This window comes from Streptococcus mitis (genome assembly GCF_003943905.1).
Taxonomy (GTDB): domain Bacteria; phylum Bacillota; class Bacilli; order Lactobacillales; family Streptococcaceae; genus Streptococcus; species Streptococcus mitis_BC.
On sequence record NZ_RJNS01000002.1, the window covers coordinates 401,032 to 418,949 of the forward strand.

The window sequence follows — 17,918 nt, forward strand, 5'->3', positions numbered from 1 at the left end:
TAGAGGTGGTTTCAAATAAAAAGCTAATTCAAGACGTTTCGATGACAATTCAAGATTTGGATGAAAAACTTTAACAAACAATGATATACTAAACTTGTCAAGGTTACAACAGGACAAAAATTAAAAATAAAAAAGGAGTATTTGTCATGAATACAAAAACGATGTCACAATTTGAAATTATGGATACTGAGATGCTTGCGAAAGTTGAAGGAGGTTTCGGAGGTTGGGGAGATATGATTGCTGGTTTATTGGGTGGGCTAGCACCTTCTCCAACTTTGGATCAATTAAATGGTAAGTGGCCTATTATACATTTTTCAAAACCATGTGGTCCTTATGGTATAGGGGGAACTCCAAACTCATGTAATGGTATTTAAAAAGGATTGAAACTATGAAGGCAAAATATGGGAATCAAATTGTTGATGTTTGGGAAATTGGTCAAGCAACTCCTAAACCAAGTTGGGTAGAGGAAGCTTTTCAAAAAAATTATATGGTTTGGTTGGATAATCATGTGCGCATTCTAATGGCAGGTCTCAACACTTCTCTCGCAACGAATATCAAGTTTGGTCTAGTTGGAACAGTTGGAGGAGGATTCGCTGGTTATGGAATGTATGTTCTTGGTTATCCAGGTGATTATATAGATATCACCAATCATAGAGTTGTTTCTGCTAAAACATTTCACAAAAGTTATCAAATTTTAGAAAATGATTAGATGTCATTTAATTGTAATGGAGAAAGCAATGAAAAAAATATTTTTAAAAAAACGGACCATCTTCCTTGCGAGATTGTTCCTAGGGCAGTTGCCCTTGCTTGTCTCTACTTATCTATTTCTATCTCGTCAATTTTTAAATTTTTCCTTAGTCCTCCAATTTCTTTTAGTGGTTATTAACTTAGCTTCTATTTTGGCTACTGTTTATCTCACTAGGGAAATGAAGATAAGAGAGTTTGAAGATGATGATTTGGTTAGTCCTAGAACCAATCAACTCATGTTCATCGGCTTGACAGGCTTTATGTCTATTATCTGTTTGTATAGAGGTATCACAGCAGGAGAATCTTACCAACAACTCATCGCTTATATTGGCGCGGTTCTATGCTTGCTTATCATGCTTTTGCTTATTTGGGGTTTGAAGTATTATAAGAAGTAGACTCTAATGAAGTATAAAAGGGTAAGTGTTTTCGAAATACTCACCCTTTTATAATGAAGTTTTTACAATTCAAGACGTTTCGATGACAATTCAAGATTTGGATGAAAAATTTTAAAAAACAATGATATACTAAACTTGTCAAGGTTGCAACAGGACAAAAATTAAAAATAAAAAGGAGTATTTGTCATGAATACAAAAATGATGTCACAATTTAAGATTATGGATACTGATATGCTCGCTTGCGTTGAAGGTGGAGATAAAGTAGGGGCTGGAGAAGTTGTTCAAGCATTGGGAGTTTGTACAATAGGAGGTGCAGCTCTGGGGAGTGTTATCCCAGTTGTGGGAACTCTTGCTGGAGGGATTTTAGGAGCACAGTTCTGTACAGCAGCTTGGGGAGCTTTGAGGGCAAGTTAAACTTTTAAAGATAGTAGTAAGGAGGAGATTTATATGAGATATAGATTATTTGTTGTTATTTTCTTGACTAGTATTTTGGATATTCTTTTAGGGACATTTTTGCAAATCTCTAATGTATCGATTGGGTGGCTTGTTCTCTACAGTGGCTTGTTCGAAGTAGGAGTTTTCCTTCTTGCTAATAAAGGAGTAACGGTAAAAATCAAGGAAGTAGAAATTCGAAATCGCTTTAAATTTATTTTTGGAAAAACGTTATGGTTTCAAATCCTTTTGCTTATCTTTGTGATGGTCAAACTGTATCTTGGTTTGGATGCGAATTTGATTTTATTTTACGGACATATTTTCATTATCTTTAATGCCTTAATCTATCTTTTATCTACTAGCCAAATTAATTTAATAAAGAAAGTGTGAAAAGAATGGAACAATCAGTCAATAATTTCTTCATTTTATCCGATGAAAAACTAACAACGATAACAGCTGGTGATAAACAACTTGCAGATGCATTTTTAAGTGGAGTAGGTGGTGCAGTTGAGGGGATTTCGCTTTGTATGCAGACAATCCCTTTCCCAACTCCTCAGATTTATTTGATTTGCGCAGCTGGTGGGGCAGCAGCTTCAGTTTTATGGCCACATTAGAGGATTGAGTTAGTATAGAGAGTTATTAATCTGGGTATTTCTTTGAGTTTATACTCTCTATACTGTATAGGAATATATCATGTATAAACACTTATTTTTCCCATATTCGAAAACCTTAGACTGGTTGACACCCTATATTCTAGTCTTGGCTTCCGACACCATTGCCTTCAATGTTTTTGTGCTAACCTTTGTGTCCGTTGTGATCTTCTATTTCTTGAATCCCATGATAGCTTTTATAGCTATATTCTTTGGTGCTGGCTATGTTGTCGGATTTTGGTTATTAAAATGGTTTGTTTTAGAGAGATTGGAGGTAAAGAATGGCTTGTAGGAAGGCTTACTTAGTGTTTAAGTGATTACCTTTATGGCTGTTTTCAATAAAGATTATACCTTGTTTTTTGATTTTTATTATAAAAATGTCAAATGCATCTCCTTACATTCATTCCTGATTCCTAAAAACTGAATCACTGTTTTCCTCAGGTTTATCTGGGGGAGGCAGTGATTTTTTGAAATAAAGACATAGATATTTCTGTTTTCCAATTTCCCTTATTTTAACCATTCAAGAAATCTCAAGCACTACTTAAGATTTAGAGTAAGGATTTAGGGAAATATGGTTTATATTAGAGATGTTCCGAGTTTATAAAGGAGGGATTACATGAAAAAGTATCAGCTTCTATTCAAAACAAGTGCAATTTTATCCTACCTATTTTTCGTATTTGGCCTTTCTCAACTGACGCTTATTGTCCAAAACTATTGGCAATTTTCTTCCCAGATTGGCAATTTCTTCTGGATTCAAAATATCTTGAGTTTGCTATTTAGCGGAGTCATGATTTGGATTCTTGTTAAGACAGGCCATGGCTATCTCTTTCGCGTTCCGAGAGAAAAATGGCTCTGTTATTCAATTCTGGCAGTCCTAGTAGCGATAGTTCATATATCTTTTAATATTCAGACAGCTAAACATGTCCAGTCAATTGCGGAAGGTTGGGCTGTATTGATTGGTTATAGTGGGACTAACTTTGCAGAGCTAGGTATTTATATAGCCCTGTTCTTTCTGGTTCCACTGATGGAAGAGTTAATCTATAGAGGATTACTGCAACACGCTTTCTTTAAGCATTCGCGATTTGGTCTTGATTTGCTTCTTCCTTCTATTTTATTTGCTCTCCCTCATTTTTCAAGCCTGCCTAGTCTGTTAGATATCTTCGTCTTTGCAACAGTTGGAATCATCTTTGCTGGTTTGACCCGCTATACCAAGAGCATTTATCCATCCTATGCGGTGCATGTGATTAATAATATTTTCGCAACATTACCATTTTTGCTGACTTTTTTACACAGGATATTTAGCTAAAAATAGTAGATTAAAAATAATTATCGATTATGAGAAGTGAATAAGATTAGATTTCTGAATAATAGAATTTAATTTTATTCACTTCTTATTAGTTGACTAAGGAAATTATGCTCTTTGAGCAATTCAAGACGTTTCGATGACAATTCAAGATTTGGATGAAAAATTTTAAAAAACAATGATATACTAAACTTGTCAAAGTTGTAACAAGACAAAAATTAAAAATGAAAAGGAGTATTTGTCATGAATCTAAAAATGATGGAACAATTTGAGATTATGGATACTGAGATGCTTGCGAGTAAAGTAGGAGGAAAAACAATATATTACGGTAATGGTTTATATTGTGATAACTCTAAAGGTTGCTGGGTAAACTGGCCTGAAGCTATAAATAAAATTCTTACTAATTCTATTGTTAATGGATTTTCAGGTGGGAATGCAGGTTGGAATTCGGGTGGACCTCTATAATGAGAGGGTTAAAGTGGTTTTCTGGTGGGGTTGAAAGACGCCGTGAAGCTATCATCATATTAGAAGAACTTATTCAAAATATAAAATGTGATTCTCAACTCCTCCCTTTGAAAGATATATTGATTTCTTACGAATGTGAATTAAAGAAAGGAAGTATATCGATTCCTTATACCCTTAGTCGAATGAACATTGAAATTTCAAATGTATTAATTGAAAATGCGCTCCATTTATCTGAAATTCAGTCTGATCAGATAAAAAAATTAAGAGAATTATCTAATATTAGATATGGATACTAGGGTACAGTATAGGTGATATGTTAATTATAGTTTATGTATTCCTAATATTTTTATTGTGACTCTGGATTTGAGTGAAAAAAATTAAAACAGTGCTATACTAAACTTGTCAAGGTTGCAACAAGACAAAAAACTCAAATTAAAGGATAAGTGTTTTTGAAATACTTACCTTTTTTTATGAAGTTTTTGCAATTCAAGATTTGGATGAAAAATTTTAAAAAAACAATGATATACTAAACTTGTCAAAGTTGCAACAAGACAAAAATAAAAAATATAAAAGGAGTATTTGTTATGAATACAAAAATGATGGAACAATTTGAGAGTATGGATACTGATATGCTTGCTTGCGTTGAAGGTGGTAAAAAATTTGGTGATTGTGAAACTGCAATTTCCGCTGGAATTGGCGTAGGTGCTGTTTTTGCAGGTCCGTGGGGAGCGGTTGGTGTAGGCACGGCGGCTAATATGTTTTTTTGTGCTACCCCTGTTAGTTGATACTTAATGAAAAACAAAGAATAAGCTAGAAGGCTGGTCACAGATAGCTCAAAATACTGTTTGTTGTGGATAAGGTTTACGAAGTCAGTAACATATACCTACTGAAAGGTGGTGCCGATCTGGTTTGAAGGTTTTTTCGAAGAGTATAAACAACAGATAATTTATAGGTTAATGTAAAATTTAGAGTTTTTATAAAAGTTTTTAAAATTTTTGAAGTTTATGCTAAGTAATATTGATATTGCTGAATAGTTTAAATATAAGTTGGTCAATAGATAACACTCCAGTACTCTTGTTTAGAGTGGGAGGGATGTTAGTTAGTATTAGAATTAAAAAATTGCTTACTTATCATATATTAAGATAAAAGTGAAGGATGAAGTATCGATATGAAAAAGTATGTAGATTATTTAGATTTATTTGCCCGAGTTGTAGTAATATTGATGTCTCTTTTTCTTTGTATAAGAGTACTCATGATTTCAACGGAATTCTGGAAAAATATTGTGGTACTGGTGAGTACTCCTGTTACAATCTATAGTCTGATAAAACATAGATTAGATTATAAAGCATATAAAAATAAAGAACGTTCATAGTAAGAAAAAATTATGAAACTATAGAACTGGTTTGCTTAATGTGTAAAAAACAGAATGATAGTAGATGTTTTCAAGTATTCATCTTTTTAATAGACCTTTGGTACAACTCAATTAAAAAGGGTAAGTGTTTTCGAAATACTTACCTTTTTTAATGAAGTTTGTACAATTCAAGACGTTTCGATGACCATTTAAGATTTAGATGAATTTGTAATCTTAAATAAGGTAAGATAAAGCTAACAAATGTAAAGGAGTATTCTTATGAAGAAACAAAATATAAAATCGCTATTACTTGTGCCACTTGTATTTGCATCTATTACTACGGGTGTTGTATATGCAGAAGAGCAGACTACTTCTTCCTCTATACAGACTAATGATAGTTCTCTTGTGGCACCAGTTTTGCCACCGACTAAGGAAAAGGTGGAGAATAAACCTTCTGTTGTAACCCCAGAAGAGTATGAGAAGAATGTTACAGACTTTAAAAAGGTGGATATTGAAGCCGTTCGTCAATCTTTTACAGAGGATCAATTGGAACATACTATTTATTTTGGTAGAAAAACTTGCTCTCATTGTCGTCAATTTTCTCCTGAATTGAAAGAATTTAATAACTTGATTGAAAAGAAGTTAGAGTATTATGATTTGGATGGTAAGGATTTTGATGGGGAAGCGAGAGAGTTTCTATTTAAAAAAGTCGGTATTCCAGGAACACCAACAATTTTGTATTTAAGAAATGGACGTCCGATATCTGGATGGGTTGGTGGGGGAGCGACTGCACAACAGGTTTATGATTATATGTACTCGAGAAACTCACCTAAGCAAACGGAAACAATAGCATCTTCTGAGGATACAGTAACTGGAAGTGTCCGTGATGATAAAACAGGAGAGGTGAAGAATTCAAAGGAAAATTCGACTAATAACAGTGATAACAGAGAGCCATTGAAGAATAATATTCCTCCTTCTGACACTATAACTGTTCAGTCTGAAGATTTGGTAATGATAGATAAGAAGAAGCAAGGGGAGTCATCTCAGACGATTTCTGAAAATACTGAGAAGTTACAAACTCCTTTATCCAAGGTTGAGGGGAATGATTCTCCCTCCAAAACCAGTCATTTGAGTAAACAATTACTACCTAATACAGGAGTGGAAGAAAGTTACAATCTATTACGTCTAGCGGTTGCACTTTTAATTACTTCAGGTATGATTAAGTGGAGACAAAGAATTCATAAATAAAAATTCTTGAATCCTTATTTTGATTGACTCTAATCGGAGAGAGGTTAATTTTATGGCCATTTTTAATAAATGTCATGCCTTTTGTTTTGGATTTTTAGTACTACTAATCGTAATTACAGTTCCTTATACGATTAACCATGGGGATTTTTTTCAAAATGAATCTGCATTGATTATTGTAAGTCTTCTTGTAACCGCGCTGAGTGTTGCTTATGCTAGAAAGTTTGAAATGATTTCTTTTGGGATGTTAAGCAAGAAAGAACTTTTGCTTTTCATTGTAATCTTTCTTCTAAGTGTACTTGAGACGCTGGTTTATATTAAATTCTTTGCTGTTTCTTCTGGCGCAGGAGTTCAACACTTATCGGAAGTCAGCAGAGGAATTTCTCTGTCTTTGATTTTGACTTCCTCAGTTTTTGGCCCCATCCAGGAGGAACTTATTTTCAGAGGCCTTCTTCAAGGTGCCGTTTTTGACAATTCTTGGTTAGGGCTTGTGCTAACTTCTTCTCTCTTTTCTTTCCTGCATGGACCTTCTAATGTCCCTTCGTTTATTTTTTATCTACTTGGAGGCTTGTTGCTGGGATTTGCTTACAAAAAGAGCCAAAACCTATGGGTTTCCACTTTAGTCCACATGTCTTACAATAGTTTACCACTCTTAACTTATTTATAAAAATCATGAAAAGGTAAGCAGACGATGATGCTTGCCTTTTTCTTTTCATAATAATGCCTCAAGCCGATCCAGAGGCTTTTCTTTGAAAATCGGGTATGGACTGGTTGACGAATAGACCAAAAACTAGTAGAATAGTAAGGAAACTTTATACGGAGGAAAGAAATGGACTTGGGTGATAATGAGCTAACGCTGACCCCTATACCTGGGAAGAGCGGCAAAGCTTATATGGGAAGCTACCCTGATGGGAGGCGCGTCTTTGTAAAAATGAACACCTCTCCAATCCTACCTGGCCTGGCCAGAGAACAAATCGCTCCTCAATTACTATGGACTCGTCGTTTGCCAGATGGTCGTGATATGTGTGCCCAGGAATGGTTGACGGGCAAAATCTTGACACCGCACGATATGAACCGCAAGCAGATCATCAATATCTTGACACGTCTTCACCGCTCACGTCCCTTGATGAAGCAGTTGAGCCGTTTGGGATATACCATGGAAACGCCAGTAGACTTGTTGCAGTCTTGGAGGCAGGAAGCACCCGAAGTCTTGAAACGACATCAGTACTTAAACTCGGTGATTGATGATTTGCGCAGGACGGTTCCAGGATTTAGGGAAGACCATGCAACGATTGTGCATGGTGATCTTCACCATAGTAATTGGATTGAGACAGAGAGTGGACTCGTTTATCTAGTGGATTGGGATTCGGTTCGTCTGACGGATCGTATGTTTGATGTAGCGCATATGTTGTGTCATTATATTCCAGATCATCAGTGGCGTCAATGGTTGAGAGACTATGGCTATAAGTACAATCAGACAGTGTTAGATAAATTGTATTGGTATGGTCAGTATTCTTACTTGAGCCAGATTGCCAAATACTTTGTAAATCAAGATTTAGATAATGTAAACCGGGAGATTTATGCCTTGCGTGTCTTCCGTGACAAGTATGGAAAGAAAAGATGAGAGTTAGAAATCGTAAAGGGGCGACAGAGTTACTAGAGGCCAATCCCCAGTATGTTATCCTCAATCCCTTGGAAGCTAAAGGGAAATGGCGAGACTTGTTTGGAAATGATCATCCTATTCATGTTGAAGTAGGGAGTGGGAAAGGGGCCTTTGTATCTGGAATGGCCAAGCAAAACCCTGACATCAACTACATCGGGATTGACATTCAAAAGTCTGTATTGAGTTATGCCTTGGATAAGGTATTAGAAGTTGGAGTTCCTAATATCAAGTTGTTGTGGGTAGATGGTTCTGATTTGACGGACTACTTTGAAGACGGTGAGATTGATCGTCTCTACCTAAACTTTTCTGATCCTTGGCCTAAAAAACGCCATGAAAAACGTCGTTTGACCTACAAGAGTTTCTTGGATACCTTCAAGCGCATTTTGACTGAGAATGGGGAAATCCATTTCAAGACAGACAATCGTGGCTTGTTTGAGTACAGCTTGGTGAGTTTTTCTCAGTATGGGATGAAACTGAACGGAGTTTGGTTGGACCTGCATGCCAGTGATTTTGAAGGCAATGTCATGACGGAATATGAGCAAAAATTCTCCAGCAAAGGTCAAGTGATCTACCGAGTTGAGGCAGAATTTTAAGAAATAGCTTGAAAACCAGCCGTTTGAGTGCTTATACTTTACATAAATTGACAAACGTGCTATACTGATAGTAAGAATATGAGAAAGAGAGGCGGGGAAATATCTTCGCCTCTTGCTTATGAGGAGGTGGACGCAATCGCAACAATCATAGAATTAGTCAGAGAAGTTGTAGAACCTGTCATCCAAGCGCCTTTCGAGCTCGTGGATATCGAGTATGGAAAGATTGGCAGTGACATGATTCTCAGTATTTTTGTAGACAAACCCGAAGGAATTACCTTGAACGACACGGCAGACCTGACAGAAATTATCAGTCCTGTCCTAGACACCATCAAGCCCGATCCCTTCCCAGAACAATATTTCCTAGAAATCACTAGTCCAGGCTTGGAACGTCCTTTGAAAACCAAGGATGCCGTCGCTGGATCAGTTGGGAAATACATCCATGTCGGGCTCTACCAAGCCATTGATAAACAAAAAGTCTTTGAAGGAACTTTGGTATCCTTTGAAGAGGATGAGTTGACTATGGAATATATGGACAAAACACGTAAGAAAACTGTCCAAATTCCATACAGTTTAGTATCAAAAGCACGTTTAGCAGTAAAATTATAGAAAAGAAAGGATAGCTTTTGAGGATTCAAAAGTGAAGAAAACATGAGTAAAGAAATGCTAGAGGCCTTCCGCATTTTGGAAGAAGACAAGGGAATCAAAAAAGAAGACATCATCGACGCAGTAGTAGAGTCGCTTCGTTCCGCTTATCGTAGACGCTATGGTCAATCAGATAGCGTAGCCATCGACTTCAACGAAAAGACTGGTGACTTTACAGTTTATACTGTCCGTGAAGTTGTTGATGAAGTATTTGATAGCCGTTTGGAAATCAGCTTGAAAGATGCCCTTGCCATTAATTCAGCCTATGAGCTTGGTGACAAAATCAAGTTTGAAGAAGCACCAGCTGAGTTTGGTCGTGTAGCAGCCCAATCTGCCAAGCAAACCATCATGGAAAAAATGCGCAAACAAACACGTGCCATCACTTACAATACTTACAAGGAACATGAACAAGAAATCATGTCTGGTACAGTAGAACGTTTTGACAACCGTTTCATCTATGTCAACCTTGGCAGCATCGAAGCCCAATTGTCAAAACAAGACCAAATCCCTGGAGAAGTTTTTGCTTCCCACGATCGTATCGAAGTTTATGTTTACAAGGTTGAAGACAACCCTCGTGGTGTCAACGTCTTTGTCAGTCGTAGCCATCCAGAAATGATTAAGCGTTTGATGGAGCAAGAAATTCCAGAAGTCTACGATGGAACTGTTGAAATCATGAGCGTAGCCCGCGAAGCTGGTGACCGTACTAAAGTTGCCGTTCGTAGCCATAATCCAAACGTGGACGCTATCGGGACAATCGTTGGGCGTGGTGGTGCTAATATCAAGAAAATCACCAGCAAATTCCACCCAGCTCGCTACGACGCTAAGAGCGACCGTATGATTCCTGTAGAAGAAAACATTGACGTTATCGAGTGGGTAGCGGATCCAGCTGAGTTTATCTACAATGCCATCGCACCTGCAGAGGTTGACCAAGTTATCTTTGATGAAAACGACAGCAAACGTGCCTTGGTCGTTGTACCTGATAACAAGCTTTCTCTTGCTATCGGTCGTCGTGGACAAAACGTTCGCTTGGCAGCTCATTTGACAGGTTACCGTATCGATATCAAGTCTGCCAGTGAGTTTGAAGCTATGGAAGAAGCAGATCAAGTGGATTACGCAGATGTAGATGAATTGATTGAAGAATAAAAGCTGCTAGAGGAGGGAAAGATGAAAACAAGAAAAATCCCTTTGCGCAAGTCTGTTGTATCTAACGAAGTGATTGACAAGCGTGATTTGCTCCGCATTGTCAAGAACAAAGAAGGAGAGGTCTTTATCGATCCGACAGGCAAGGCCAATGGCCGTGGCGCTTATATCAAGCTAGACAATACAGAAGCCCTAGAGGCCAAAAAGAAGAAAGTCTTTAACCGCAGCTTTAACATGGAAGTTGAAGAAAGCTTTTATGACGAGTTGATCGCTTATGTGGATCACAAAGTAAAAAGAAGAGAGTTAGGACTTGAATAAGCAAAAGATAAGCAATCTCTTGGGTCTTGCTCAACGAGCAGGACGGATCATATCAGGTGAGGAATTGGTGGTCAAGGCCATCCAAGACCAGAAAGCCAAGCTAGTCTTTCTAGCCCATGATGCTGGCCCCAATCTGACCAAGAAGATTCAAGATAAAAGTGACTATTATCAATTAGAAGTTATAACCGTGTTTTCAACACTGGAATTAAGCATAGCAGTCGGAAAATCGAGAAAGGTTTTGGCTGTGACAGATGCTGGATTTACAAAGAAAATGAGGTCTCTTATGGAATAGAAGAGGAGGACATGATTTGTCTAAGAAAAGATTGTACGAAATCGCAAAAGAACTTGGAAAAGAAAGTAAAGAAGTTGTAGCGCGTGCAAAAGAGTTGGGCTTGGATGTGAAAAGCCACTCATCGAGCGTGGAAGCTGCTGCTGCTGAGCAAATCGCAGCTAGTTTTAAATCTGAACCTGCCCCTAAGGCAGAAGCAAAACCTGCGACACCAAAAGCAAGTGTAGAAAAGAAAGCTGAAAAGCCTGTTGCGGCTAAACCAGTTGTCGCTAAGGAAGAAAGTAAACCAGCTACACCTGTAGCTCCTAAGGAAGAAAAAGTGGTGGCTGCAAGACCGCAGAGCCGAAACTTCAAGGCGGAGCGTGAGGCACGTGCAAAAGAGCAGGCAGAGCGACGCAAACAAAACAAGGGCAATAACCGTGACCAACAACAAAACGGTAACCGTCCGAAAAACGACGGCCGTAATGGTGGCAAACCTGGTCAAGGAAACCGCGACAATCGCCGTTTTAACGACCAAGGGAAAAAACCACAAGGCCAAGGAAATCGTGGCAATGATCGCCGTCAGCAACAAGACTTCCAGCCAAAACAAGCTGAGCCACGTGTTGACTTTAAAGCCCGTGCAGCAGCCCTAAAAGCAGAGCAAAATGCAGAGTACGCACGCTCAAGCGAGGAGCGCTTCAAACAATCGCAAGCTGCTAAAGAAGCCTTGGCTCAAGCTAATAAACGCAAGGAACCTGAGGAAATCTTTGAGGAAGCTGCTAAGCTAGCTGAACAAACTCAGCCAGCCGTAGCGGTAGCTCCTGTAGCTAAGGAAGCGCCAGTGGACACACGTCGTAAAAAACAAGCTCGACCAGACAAAGAACGTGACGATTATGATCACGAAGAAGATGGTCCTAGAAAACAACAAAAGAATCGAAGTAGTCAGAATCAAGTGAGAAATCAAAGAAATAGTAACTGGAATAACAATAAAAAGAATAAAAAAGGCAACAAGCAAAATAACCGCAATCAGGCACCAAAACCTGTTACAGAGCGTAAGTTCCATGAATTGCCAACAGAATTTGAGTATACAGATGGTATGACTGTTGCGGAAATCGCAAAACGTATTAAACGTGAGCCAGCTGAAATCGTTAAGAAACTCTTTATGATGGGTGTTATGGCTACACAAAACCAATCTTTGGATGGAGACACCATTGAACTCCTATTGGTAGATTATGGTATCGAAGCCAAACAAAAGGTAGAAGTGGACAATGCGGACATCGAACGTTTCTTCGTCGAAGATGGTTATCTCAATGAAGATGAATTGGTTGAGCGTCCACCAGTTGTGACGATCATGGGACACGTTGACCATGGTAAAACTACCCTTCTAGATACCCTTCGTAACTCTCGTGTTGCAACAGGAGAAGCAGGTGGTATCACTCAGCATATTGGTGCCTACCAAATCGTTGAAAACGGCAAGAAGATTACCTTCCTTGATACACCAGGACACGCGGCCTTTACATCGATGCGTGCGCGTGGTGCATCTGTTACCGATATTACCATCTTGGTTGTAGCAGCCGACGACGGGGTTATGCCTCAGACTATCGAAGCTATCAACCACTCAAAAGCGGCGAATGTTCCAATCATTGTAGCCATTAACAAGATTGATAAACCAGGTGCCAACCCAGAACGCGTTATCGGTGAATTGGCAGAGCATGGTGTTATGTCAACAGCTTGGGGTGGAGATTCTGAATTTGTCGAAATCTCAGCCAAATTCAACCAAAATATTGATGAACTCTTGGGAACAGTCCTTCTTGTAGCTGAAATCCAAGAACTCAAGGCAGACCCAACAGTTCGTGCGATTGGTACGGTTATCGAAGCGCGCTTGGATAAAGGAAAAGGTGCAGTTGCAACCCTTCTTGTTCAACAAGGTACCTTGAATGTCCAAGACCCAATCGTTGTCGGAAATACCTTCGGTCGTGTGCGTGCTATGACCAATGACCTTGGTCGTCGTGTTAAGGTTGCTGGACCATCAACACCAGTTTCTATCACAGGTTTGAACGAAGCGCCAATGGCGGGTGACCACTTTGCCGTTTACGAAGATGAAAAATCTGCGCGTGCAGCAGGTGAAGAGCGTGCAAAACGTGCCCTCATGAAACAACGCCAAGCTACCCAACGTGTCAGCCTTGAAAACCTCTTTGATACGCTTAAAGCCGGTGAACTCAAGTCTGTTAACGTCATCATCAAGGCCGACGTACAAGGTTCGGTTGAAGCTCTTTCTGCCTCACTTCAAAAAATCGATGTGGAAGGTGTGAAAGTTACCATCGTTCACTCGGCAGTCGGTGCCATCAATGAATCTGACGTGACTCTTGCGGAAGCTTCAAATGCCTTCATCGTTGGTTTCAACGTACGCCCTACACCTCAAGCGCGTCAACAAGCGGAAGCTGACGATGTGGAAATCCGTCTCCACAGCATTATCTATAAGGTTATCGAAGAGATGGAAGAAGCTATGAAAGGGATGCTTGATCCAGAATTCGAAGAAAAAGTTATCGGTGAAGCAGTTATCCGTGAAACCTTCAAGGTATCTAAAGTGGGAACCATCGGTGGATTTATGGTTATGAGTGGTAAGGTTACCCGTGATTCTAAAGTCCGTGTCATCCGTGACGGTGTCGTTATCTATGACGGCGAACTCGCAAGCTTGAAACACTACAAAGACGATGTGAAAGAAGTTACAAACGGTCGTGAAGGTGGATTGATGATTGATGGCTACAATGATATCAAGATGGATGATGTGATTGAGGCTTATGTCATGGAAGAAATCAAACGATAATAGAGAAACGATAGCTCATTTGACTCGTTGTTAACAGCGCCTTGATGAACCTCAGTTCTATCTAAGGTTTGTTTCCTAGATTCAAATGGCTGTAGTTCCTCTATCTAATAGGAATAGCTAGGTTTGCTGGCCTAGCTTTTGGTTCAAAGTAGAGAAAGGAATATCATGGCAAATCATTTCCGTACGGATCGTGTGGGCATGGAAATCAAGCGTGAAGTCAATGAGATTTTGCAAAAGAAAGTCCGTGATCCGCGTGTTCAAGGTGTGACCATCACAGGTGTTCAGATGCTGGGGGATTTGTCTGTTGCCAAGGTTTACTACACCATTTTGAGTAACCTTGCTTCGGATAACCAAAAAGCTCAAATCGGGCTTGAAAAAGCAACTGGTACCATCAAACGTGAACTTGGTCGCAATTTGAAATTGTACAAAATCCCAGATTTAACCTTCGTCAAAGATGAATCCATTGAATATGGAAATAAGATTGACGAGATGCTACGCAATCTGGATAAAAACTAAGAAAGAGGGGGTGCCCCTCTTTTTTGGTGTATGCTAATCGTCCTTGTGGTATAATATAAGCAGTAAAATCATTTTATACTCTTCGAAAATCAAATTCAAACCACGTCAGCTTCACCTTGCCGTACTTAAGTACAGCCTGCGGCTAGCTTCCTAGTTTGCTCTTTGATTTTCATTGAGTATTAGAACATACATGGAGGTCGTCATGGACAATATCATCGATGTGTCAATACCCGTTGCGGAAGTGGTGGACAAGCATCCAGAAGTCTTGGAAATCCTAGTGGAGCTGGGTTTTAAACCACTTGCTAATCCCTTGATGCGCAATACAGTCGGTCGCAAAGTATCGCTCAAACAGGGTTCGAAGCTCGAAGGAACTCCTATGGACAAGATTGTCCGCACGCTAGAAGCGAACGGCTATGAAGTGATTGGATTAGACTAATGGCAGATGAACGGATTCATATCCTACGGGATATTTTGTTAGAATTGCACAACGGCGCCTCTCCTGAGTCAGTTCAGGAGCGTTTTGATGCGACCTTTACGGGTGTTTCAGCCATCGAGATTTCCCTCATGGAACATGAGCTGATGAACTCAGACTCAGGTGTCACCTTTGAAGATGTCATGGAACTCTGTGATGTCCATGCCAATCTTTTTAAAAATGCTGTTAAGGGCGTTGAAGTGGAAGATACCGAGCATCCTGGTCACCCAGTTCGCGTCTTCAAGGATGAAAATCTGGGCCTCCGTGCAGCCTTGATTCGCATTCGGAGATTGTTAGATACCTATGAGTCTATGGAAGACGAGGAAATGCTGGCAGAGATGCGCAAGGGTTTGGTTCGTCAAATGGGGCTGTTGGGGCAATTTGACATCCACTACCAGCGCAAGGAAGAGCTCTTCTTTCCTATCATGGAGCGCTATGGTCACGATTCACCCCCTAAGGTTATGTGGGGAGTGGATGATCAGATCAGAGAACTCTTTCAGACAGCTCTAGCGACAGCCAAGTCACTGCCAGAAGTGCCGATTAGCACTGTAAAGGAAGCTTTTGAAGCTTTTGCGACAGAGTTTGAAAGTATGATTTTCAAGGAAGAGTCCATCCTCCTCATGATTCTTCTTGAGTCCTTCACTCAGGATGACTGGATTCAGATTGCGGAGGAGAGCGATGCTTACGGCTATGCCATCATCCGTCCGTCTGAGAAATGGGTTCCAGAACGCCAGAGTTTTGTTGAGGAGAAGAGTACAGAGGAGGCCGTGCAGCTAGACATGGCTGAAGGCCAAGTTCAGCAAGTTATCGATACGCCAGAAGGCCAGTTTACCATTACCTTTACCCCTAAGGAAAAGGAAGCAGTGCTGGACCGCCATAGTCAACAGGCTTTTGGGAATGGCTATCTCTCGGTCGAGCAGGCCAACCTCATCCTTAATCACCTCCCTATGGAGATTACCTTTGTCAATAAAGACGATATTTTCCAGTATTACAATGACAATACGCCAGCTGATGAGATGATTTTCAAACGGACTCCGTCCCAAGTTGGGCGCAATGTCGAGTTATGTCACCCTCCAAAATATCTGGAGAAAGTCAAAGCTATCATGCAAGGTCTTCGTGAAGGGGTCAAGGACAAGTATGAAATGTGGTTCAAGTCTGAGTCGCGAGGCAAGTTTGTCCACATCACCTATGCTGCGGTACACGATGAGAACGGGGAATTTCAAGGAGTCCTAGAGTATGTTCAGGACATTCAGCCCTACCGTGAGATTGATACGGACTATTTCCGTGGATTAGAATAAGGAGAATCAATGAGTTACGAACAAGAATTTATGAAGGAATTTGAAGCCTGGGTCAATACCCAGATCATGATCAACGACATGGCGCACAAGGAAAGTCAAAAGGTCTACGAAGAAGACCAAGACGAGCGTGCCAAAGATGCCATGATTCGCTACGAAAGCCGCTTGGATGCCTACCAGTTCTTGCTTGGAAAGTTTGAAAATTTCAAGGCAGGCAAGGGATTTCATGATTTGCCAGAAGGATTGTTTGGCGAGCGAAATTATTAAAATAGTGATACTTTCTTGATTTTTTATCGAAATCTTGATAGAATATCTTTATTAAATCCTTGTCAGATCAGGGATTTTTTATTGAAAGGATTTTATCATGTCAAAGAAACTCCAACGTAAAAAACAATTGCGAAATAGCCTTCGTCGTTCAGGTGCCTTTTCAAATACTGTGACTAAGGTTGTGGAAGAGACCAAGAAAGTCGTGAAACATGCAGAAAAATCTGCCAGCCAAGCAGGAAAAGTTGTCTCTAAAAAAGTGGAACAAGCAGTAGAAGCAACCAAGGAACAAGCTCAAAAAGTAGCCAATTCAGTAGAAGATTTCGCAGCCACTTTGGGAGGCCTCTCGGTAGATCGTGCTAAGACTTTCTATGATGAAGGCATCAAGTCGGCTTCTGACTTCAAAAACTGGACAGAAAAAGAACTCCTTGCCTTGAAAGGAATCGGCCCAGCTACGATTAAGAAATTAAAAGAACACGGAATCAGCTTCAAGTAATCTTTCTTGTCCCTTGCATTTCCGAAAAAATCTTGCTACAATAGAGCCATTAGAGGTGTTTTGAATCCCACATTTTACAGAAAGTGGCGGTGCTGAGAAGTCCACAAATGTGTCAAAACTGGTTGCTGATGGATGAAAATTGAAATAAACAAAGATGCGGGCAACTGCCCGAAATTGGGTGGTACCGCGGATTAGCACATTCGTCCCTGTCATGTAGATGGCAGGGACATTTTTTTATGGAAAGCGAGGGAGGAAGATGACAAGAGCAGAATTACCAGAACGGATAGAGACCGAGCGACTTGTCTTGCGAGTCCGTACAGTAGCTGATGCCGAGGATATCTATGCCTACGCTAGTTTACCAGAGGTCGCCTATCCAGCAGGCTTTCCACCCGTCAAGAGCTTGGAAGATGAGATTTATTACCTAGAGCATATCCTTCCTGAACGCAATCAAAAGGACAATCTCCCAGCTGGCTACGGCATTGTGGTCAAAGGGACCGAAACCATCATCGGCTCTGTTGATTTCAACCATCGCCATGAAGATGATGTTCTTGAGATTGGCTATACCTTGCACCCAGACTACTGGGGGCGAGGCTATGTGCCCGAAGCGGCGCGTGCCTTGATTAATCTAGCTTTTAGAGAACTGGATCTTCATAAGATTGAATTGTCCTGCTTTGGCTACAATGTCCAAAGTCAACGAGTCGCAGAGAAGCTTGGCTTCACCCTCGAAGCTCGTATCCGAGACCGTAAAGATGCCCAAGACAATCGCTGTGACAGTCTGATATATGGCTTGCTGAAGAGTGAGTGGGAGAGTTTTTAATGAGTAAGATATATTCTTG

General features: G+C 40.1%; 26 protein-coding genes. All 26 read left to right on the top strand.

Annotation, left to right across the window (positions count from 1 at the left end; all coding sequences use genetic code 11):
* Positions 1–146: 146 nt before the first annotated feature.
* On the top strand, positions 147–374 hold the full coding sequence (locus D8854_RS05680; protein ID WP_084970957.1) for a bacteriocin class II family protein: 228 nt from the start codon (positions 147–149) through the stop codon (positions 372–374).
* Positions 375–388: 14 nt separating this feature from the next.
* The gene (locus tag D8854_RS05685) at positions 389–709 is read left to right on the top strand and encodes a hypothetical protein (protein WP_000645118.1); all 321 of its coding nucleotides are present in this window, start codon (positions 389–391) and stop codon (positions 707–709) included.
* 28 nt (positions 710–737) lie between these two features.
* Positions 738–1,142, top strand: coding sequence for an immunity protein (locus D8854_RS05690; protein ID WP_125450129.1), 405 nt, complete (start codon positions 738–740; stop codon positions 1,140–1,142).
* A gap of 186 nt (positions 1,143–1,328) precedes the next feature.
* The gene (locus tag D8854_RS05695; protein WP_125450131.1) at positions 1,329–1,556 is read left to right on the top strand and encodes a Blp family class II bacteriocin; all 228 of its coding nucleotides are present in this window, start codon (positions 1,329–1,331) and stop codon (positions 1,554–1,556) included.
* A 33-nt stretch (positions 1,557–1,589) separates the two neighbouring features.
* Positions 1,590–1,964 carry an immunity protein gene (locus D8854_RS05700; protein ID WP_125450133.1) on the top strand — a complete coding sequence of 125 codons (375 nt, stop codon included), beginning with the start codon at positions 1,590–1,592 and terminating at the stop codon, positions 1,962–1,964.
* Positions 1,965–1,969: 5 nt separating this feature from the next.
* Entirely contained in the window at positions 1,970–2,188 is a 219-nt protein-coding gene (locus D8854_RS05705; protein ID WP_000438252.1) for a hypothetical protein, read from the top strand.
* Positions 2,189–2,267: 79 nt separating this feature from the next.
* Positions 2,268–2,516 carry an immunity protein BlpZ gene (blpZ, locus tag D8854_RS05710; RefSeq protein WP_000276518.1) on the top strand — a complete coding sequence of 83 codons (249 nt, stop codon included), beginning with the start codon at positions 2,268–2,270 and terminating at the stop codon, positions 2,514–2,516.
* A gap of 324 nt (positions 2,517–2,840) precedes the next feature.
* Positions 2,841–3,530, top strand: coding sequence for a CPBP family intramembrane glutamic endopeptidase (locus tag D8854_RS05715; RefSeq protein WP_038804502.1), 690 nt, complete (start codon positions 2,841–2,843; stop codon positions 3,528–3,530).
* Positions 3,531–3,770: 240 nt separating this feature from the next.
* Positions 3,771–3,992, top strand: coding sequence for a leucocin A/sakacin P family class II bacteriocin (locus D8854_RS05720; RefSeq protein WP_001049877.1), 222 nt, complete (start codon positions 3,771–3,773; stop codon positions 3,990–3,992).
* The gene (locus D8854_RS05725) at positions 3,992–4,288 is read left to right on the top strand and encodes a bacteriocin immunity protein (RefSeq protein WP_038804501.1); all 297 of its coding nucleotides are present in this window, start codon (positions 3,992–3,994) and stop codon (positions 4,286–4,288) included. Before D8854_RS05720 ends, D8854_RS05725 begins: the two co-directional genes overlap by 1 nt.
* A 288-nt stretch (positions 4,289–4,576) precedes the next feature.
* The gene (locus tag D8854_RS05730; RefSeq protein WP_125450135.1) at positions 4,577–4,777 is read left to right on the top strand and encodes a Blp family class II bacteriocin; all 201 of its coding nucleotides are present in this window, start codon (positions 4,577–4,579) and stop codon (positions 4,775–4,777) included.
* Positions 4,778–5,622: 845 nt separating this feature from the next.
* A complete protein-coding gene (locus D8854_RS05735; RefSeq protein ID WP_125450137.1) occupies positions 5,623–6,591 on the top strand; it encodes a thioredoxin domain-containing protein in 969 nt (322 codons plus the stop codon).
* Between the two features lie 52 nt (positions 6,592–6,643).
* Positions 6,644–7,255, top strand: a complete 612-nt coding sequence (locus D8854_RS05740) for a CPBP family intramembrane glutamic endopeptidase (protein ID WP_125450139.1) — start codon at positions 6,644–6,646, stop codon at positions 7,253–7,255.
* Positions 7,256–7,417: 162 nt separating this feature from the next.
* A complete protein-coding gene (ccrZ, locus tag D8854_RS05750) occupies positions 7,418–8,212 on the top strand; it encodes a cell cycle regulator CcrZ (RefSeq protein WP_038804491.1) in 795 nt (264 codons plus the stop codon).
* Complete coding sequence (gene trmB / locus D8854_RS05755; RefSeq protein WP_125450143.1) at positions 8,209–8,844, top strand: tRNA (guanosine(46)-N7)-methyltransferase TrmB; 636 nt, start codon at positions 8,209–8,211, stop codon at positions 8,842–8,844. The genes ccrZ and trmB overlap by 4 nt, the downstream gene beginning before the upstream one ends.
* Positions 8,845–8,970: 126 nt before the next feature.
* Entirely contained in the window at positions 8,971–9,450 is a 480-nt protein-coding gene (gene rimP / locus D8854_RS05760; protein ID WP_125450145.1) for a ribosome maturation factor RimP, read from the top strand.
* A gap of 42 nt (positions 9,451–9,492) precedes the next feature.
* Positions 9,493–10,629: a transcription termination factor NusA gene (gene nusA, locus D8854_RS05765; RefSeq protein ID WP_125450147.1), complete on the top strand. Its 1,137-nt coding sequence runs from the start codon at positions 9,493–9,495 to the stop codon at positions 10,627–10,629.
* A gap of 21 nt (positions 10,630–10,650) precedes the next feature.
* Positions 10,651–10,944 carry an RNase P modulator RnpM gene (gene rnpM, locus D8854_RS05770; RefSeq protein ID WP_125450149.1) on the top strand — a complete coding sequence of 98 codons (294 nt, stop codon included), beginning with the start codon at positions 10,651–10,653 and terminating at the stop codon, positions 10,942–10,944.
* A complete protein-coding gene (locus D8854_RS05775; protein ID WP_125450151.1) occupies positions 10,937–11,236 on the top strand; it encodes a YlxQ-related RNA-binding protein in 300 nt (99 codons plus the stop codon). Before rnpM ends, D8854_RS05775 begins: the two co-directional genes overlap by 8 nt.
* A 16-nt stretch (positions 11,237–11,252) precedes the next feature.
* Positions 11,253–14,039: a translation initiation factor IF-2 gene (gene infB / locus D8854_RS05780; RefSeq protein WP_125450153.1), complete on the top strand. Its 2,787-nt coding sequence runs from the start codon at positions 11,253–11,255 to the stop codon at positions 14,037–14,039.
* Between the two features lie 165 nt (positions 14,040–14,204).
* Positions 14,205–14,555, top strand: a complete 351-nt coding sequence (rbfA, locus tag D8854_RS05785) for a 30S ribosome-binding factor RbfA (protein ID WP_125450155.1) — start codon at positions 14,205–14,207, stop codon at positions 14,553–14,555.
* 202 nt (positions 14,556–14,757) lie between these two features.
* Complete coding sequence (locus D8854_RS05790) at positions 14,758–14,991, top strand: DUF1858 domain-containing protein (protein WP_000368739.1); 234 nt, start codon at positions 14,758–14,760, stop codon at positions 14,989–14,991.
* Positions 14,991–16,325, top strand: a complete 1,335-nt coding sequence (locus tag D8854_RS05795; RefSeq protein WP_125450157.1) for a DUF438 domain-containing protein — start codon at positions 14,991–14,993, stop codon at positions 16,323–16,325. Before D8854_RS05790 ends, D8854_RS05795 begins: the two co-directional genes overlap by 1 nt.
* A 9-nt stretch (positions 16,326–16,334) precedes the next feature.
* A complete protein-coding gene (locus tag D8854_RS05800) occupies positions 16,335–16,589 on the top strand; it encodes a DUF1912 family protein (protein ID WP_000119707.1) in 255 nt (84 codons plus the stop codon).
* A gap of 97 nt (positions 16,590–16,686) precedes the next feature.
* Positions 16,687–17,082 (top strand): helix-hairpin-helix domain-containing protein, encoded by a 396-nt coding sequence (locus D8854_RS05805; RefSeq protein WP_125422732.1) that lies wholly within the window; start codon positions 16,687–16,689, stop codon positions 17,080–17,082.
* A 256-nt stretch (positions 17,083–17,338) separates the two neighbouring features.
* Entirely contained in the window at positions 17,339–17,899 is a 561-nt protein-coding gene (locus D8854_RS05810; RefSeq protein WP_125425185.1) for a GNAT family N-acetyltransferase, read from the top strand.
* Positions 17,900–17,918: the final 19 nt, after the last annotated feature.

What these genes read in the sequence shown, in the direction of transcription:
- D8854_RS05680 (WP_084970957.1), top strand. Translation starts at nt 147, where the DNA reads ATGAATACAAAAACGATGTCACAATTTGAAATTATGGATACTGAGATG.
- D8854_RS05685 (WP_000645118.1), top strand. Translation starts at nt 389, where the DNA reads ATGAAGGCAAAATATGGGAATCAAATTGTTGATGTTTGGGAAATTGGT.
- D8854_RS05690 (WP_125450129.1), top strand. Translation starts at nt 738, where the DNA reads ATGAAAAAAATATTTTTAAAAAAACGGACCATCTTCCTTGCGAGATTG.
- D8854_RS05695 (WP_125450131.1), top strand. Translation starts at nt 1,329, where the DNA reads ATGAATACAAAAATGATGTCACAATTTAAGATTATGGATACTGATATG.
- D8854_RS05700 (WP_125450133.1), top strand. Translation starts at nt 1,590, where the DNA reads ATGAGATATAGATTATTTGTTGTTATTTTCTTGACTAGTATTTTGGAT.
- D8854_RS05705 (WP_000438252.1), top strand. Translation starts at nt 1,970, where the DNA reads ATGGAACAATCAGTCAATAATTTCTTCATTTTATCCGATGAAAAACTA.
- blpZ (WP_000276518.1), top strand. Translation starts at nt 2,268, where the DNA reads ATGTATAAACACTTATTTTTCCCATATTCGAAAACCTTAGACTGGTTG.
- D8854_RS05715 (WP_038804502.1), top strand. Translation starts at nt 2,841, where the DNA reads ATGAAAAAGTATCAGCTTCTATTCAAAACAAGTGCAATTTTATCCTAC.
- D8854_RS05720 (WP_001049877.1), top strand. Translation starts at nt 3,771, where the DNA reads ATGAATCTAAAAATGATGGAACAATTTGAGATTATGGATACTGAGATG.
- D8854_RS05725 (WP_038804501.1), top strand. Translation starts at nt 3,992, where the DNA reads ATGAGAGGGTTAAAGTGGTTTTCTGGTGGGGTTGAAAGACGCCGTGAA.
- D8854_RS05730 (WP_125450135.1), top strand. Translation starts at nt 4,577, where the DNA reads ATGAATACAAAAATGATGGAACAATTTGAGAGTATGGATACTGATATG.
- D8854_RS05735 (WP_125450137.1), top strand. Translation starts at nt 5,623, where the DNA reads ATGAAGAAACAAAATATAAAATCGCTATTACTTGTGCCACTTGTATTT.
- D8854_RS05740 (WP_125450139.1), top strand. Translation starts at nt 6,644, where the DNA reads ATGGCCATTTTTAATAAATGTCATGCCTTTTGTTTTGGATTTTTAGTA.
- ccrZ (WP_038804491.1), top strand. Translation starts at nt 7,418, where the DNA reads ATGGACTTGGGTGATAATGAGCTAACGCTGACCCCTATACCTGGGAAG.
- trmB (WP_125450143.1), top strand. Translation starts at nt 8,209, where the DNA reads ATGAGAGTTAGAAATCGTAAAGGGGCGACAGAGTTACTAGAGGCCAAT.
- nusA (WP_125450147.1), top strand. Translation starts at nt 9,493, where the DNA reads ATGAGTAAAGAAATGCTAGAGGCCTTCCGCATTTTGGAAGAAGACAAG.
- rnpM (WP_125450149.1), top strand. Translation starts at nt 10,651, where the DNA reads ATGAAAACAAGAAAAATCCCTTTGCGCAAGTCTGTTGTATCTAACGAA.
- rbfA (WP_125450155.1), top strand. Translation starts at nt 14,205, where the DNA reads ATGGCAAATCATTTCCGTACGGATCGTGTGGGCATGGAAATCAAGCGT.
- D8854_RS05790 (WP_000368739.1), top strand. Translation starts at nt 14,758, where the DNA reads ATGGACAATATCATCGATGTGTCAATACCCGTTGCGGAAGTGGTGGAC.
- D8854_RS05795 (WP_125450157.1), top strand. Translation starts at nt 14,991, where the DNA reads ATGGCAGATGAACGGATTCATATCCTACGGGATATTTTGTTAGAATTG.
- D8854_RS05800 (WP_000119707.1), top strand. Translation starts at nt 16,335, where the DNA reads ATGAGTTACGAACAAGAATTTATGAAGGAATTTGAAGCCTGGGTCAAT.
- D8854_RS05805 (WP_125422732.1), top strand. Translation starts at nt 16,687, where the DNA reads ATGTCAAAGAAACTCCAACGTAAAAAACAATTGCGAAATAGCCTTCGT.
- D8854_RS05810 (WP_125425185.1), top strand. Translation starts at nt 17,339, where the DNA reads ATGACAAGAGCAGAATTACCAGAACGGATAGAGACCGAGCGACTTGTC.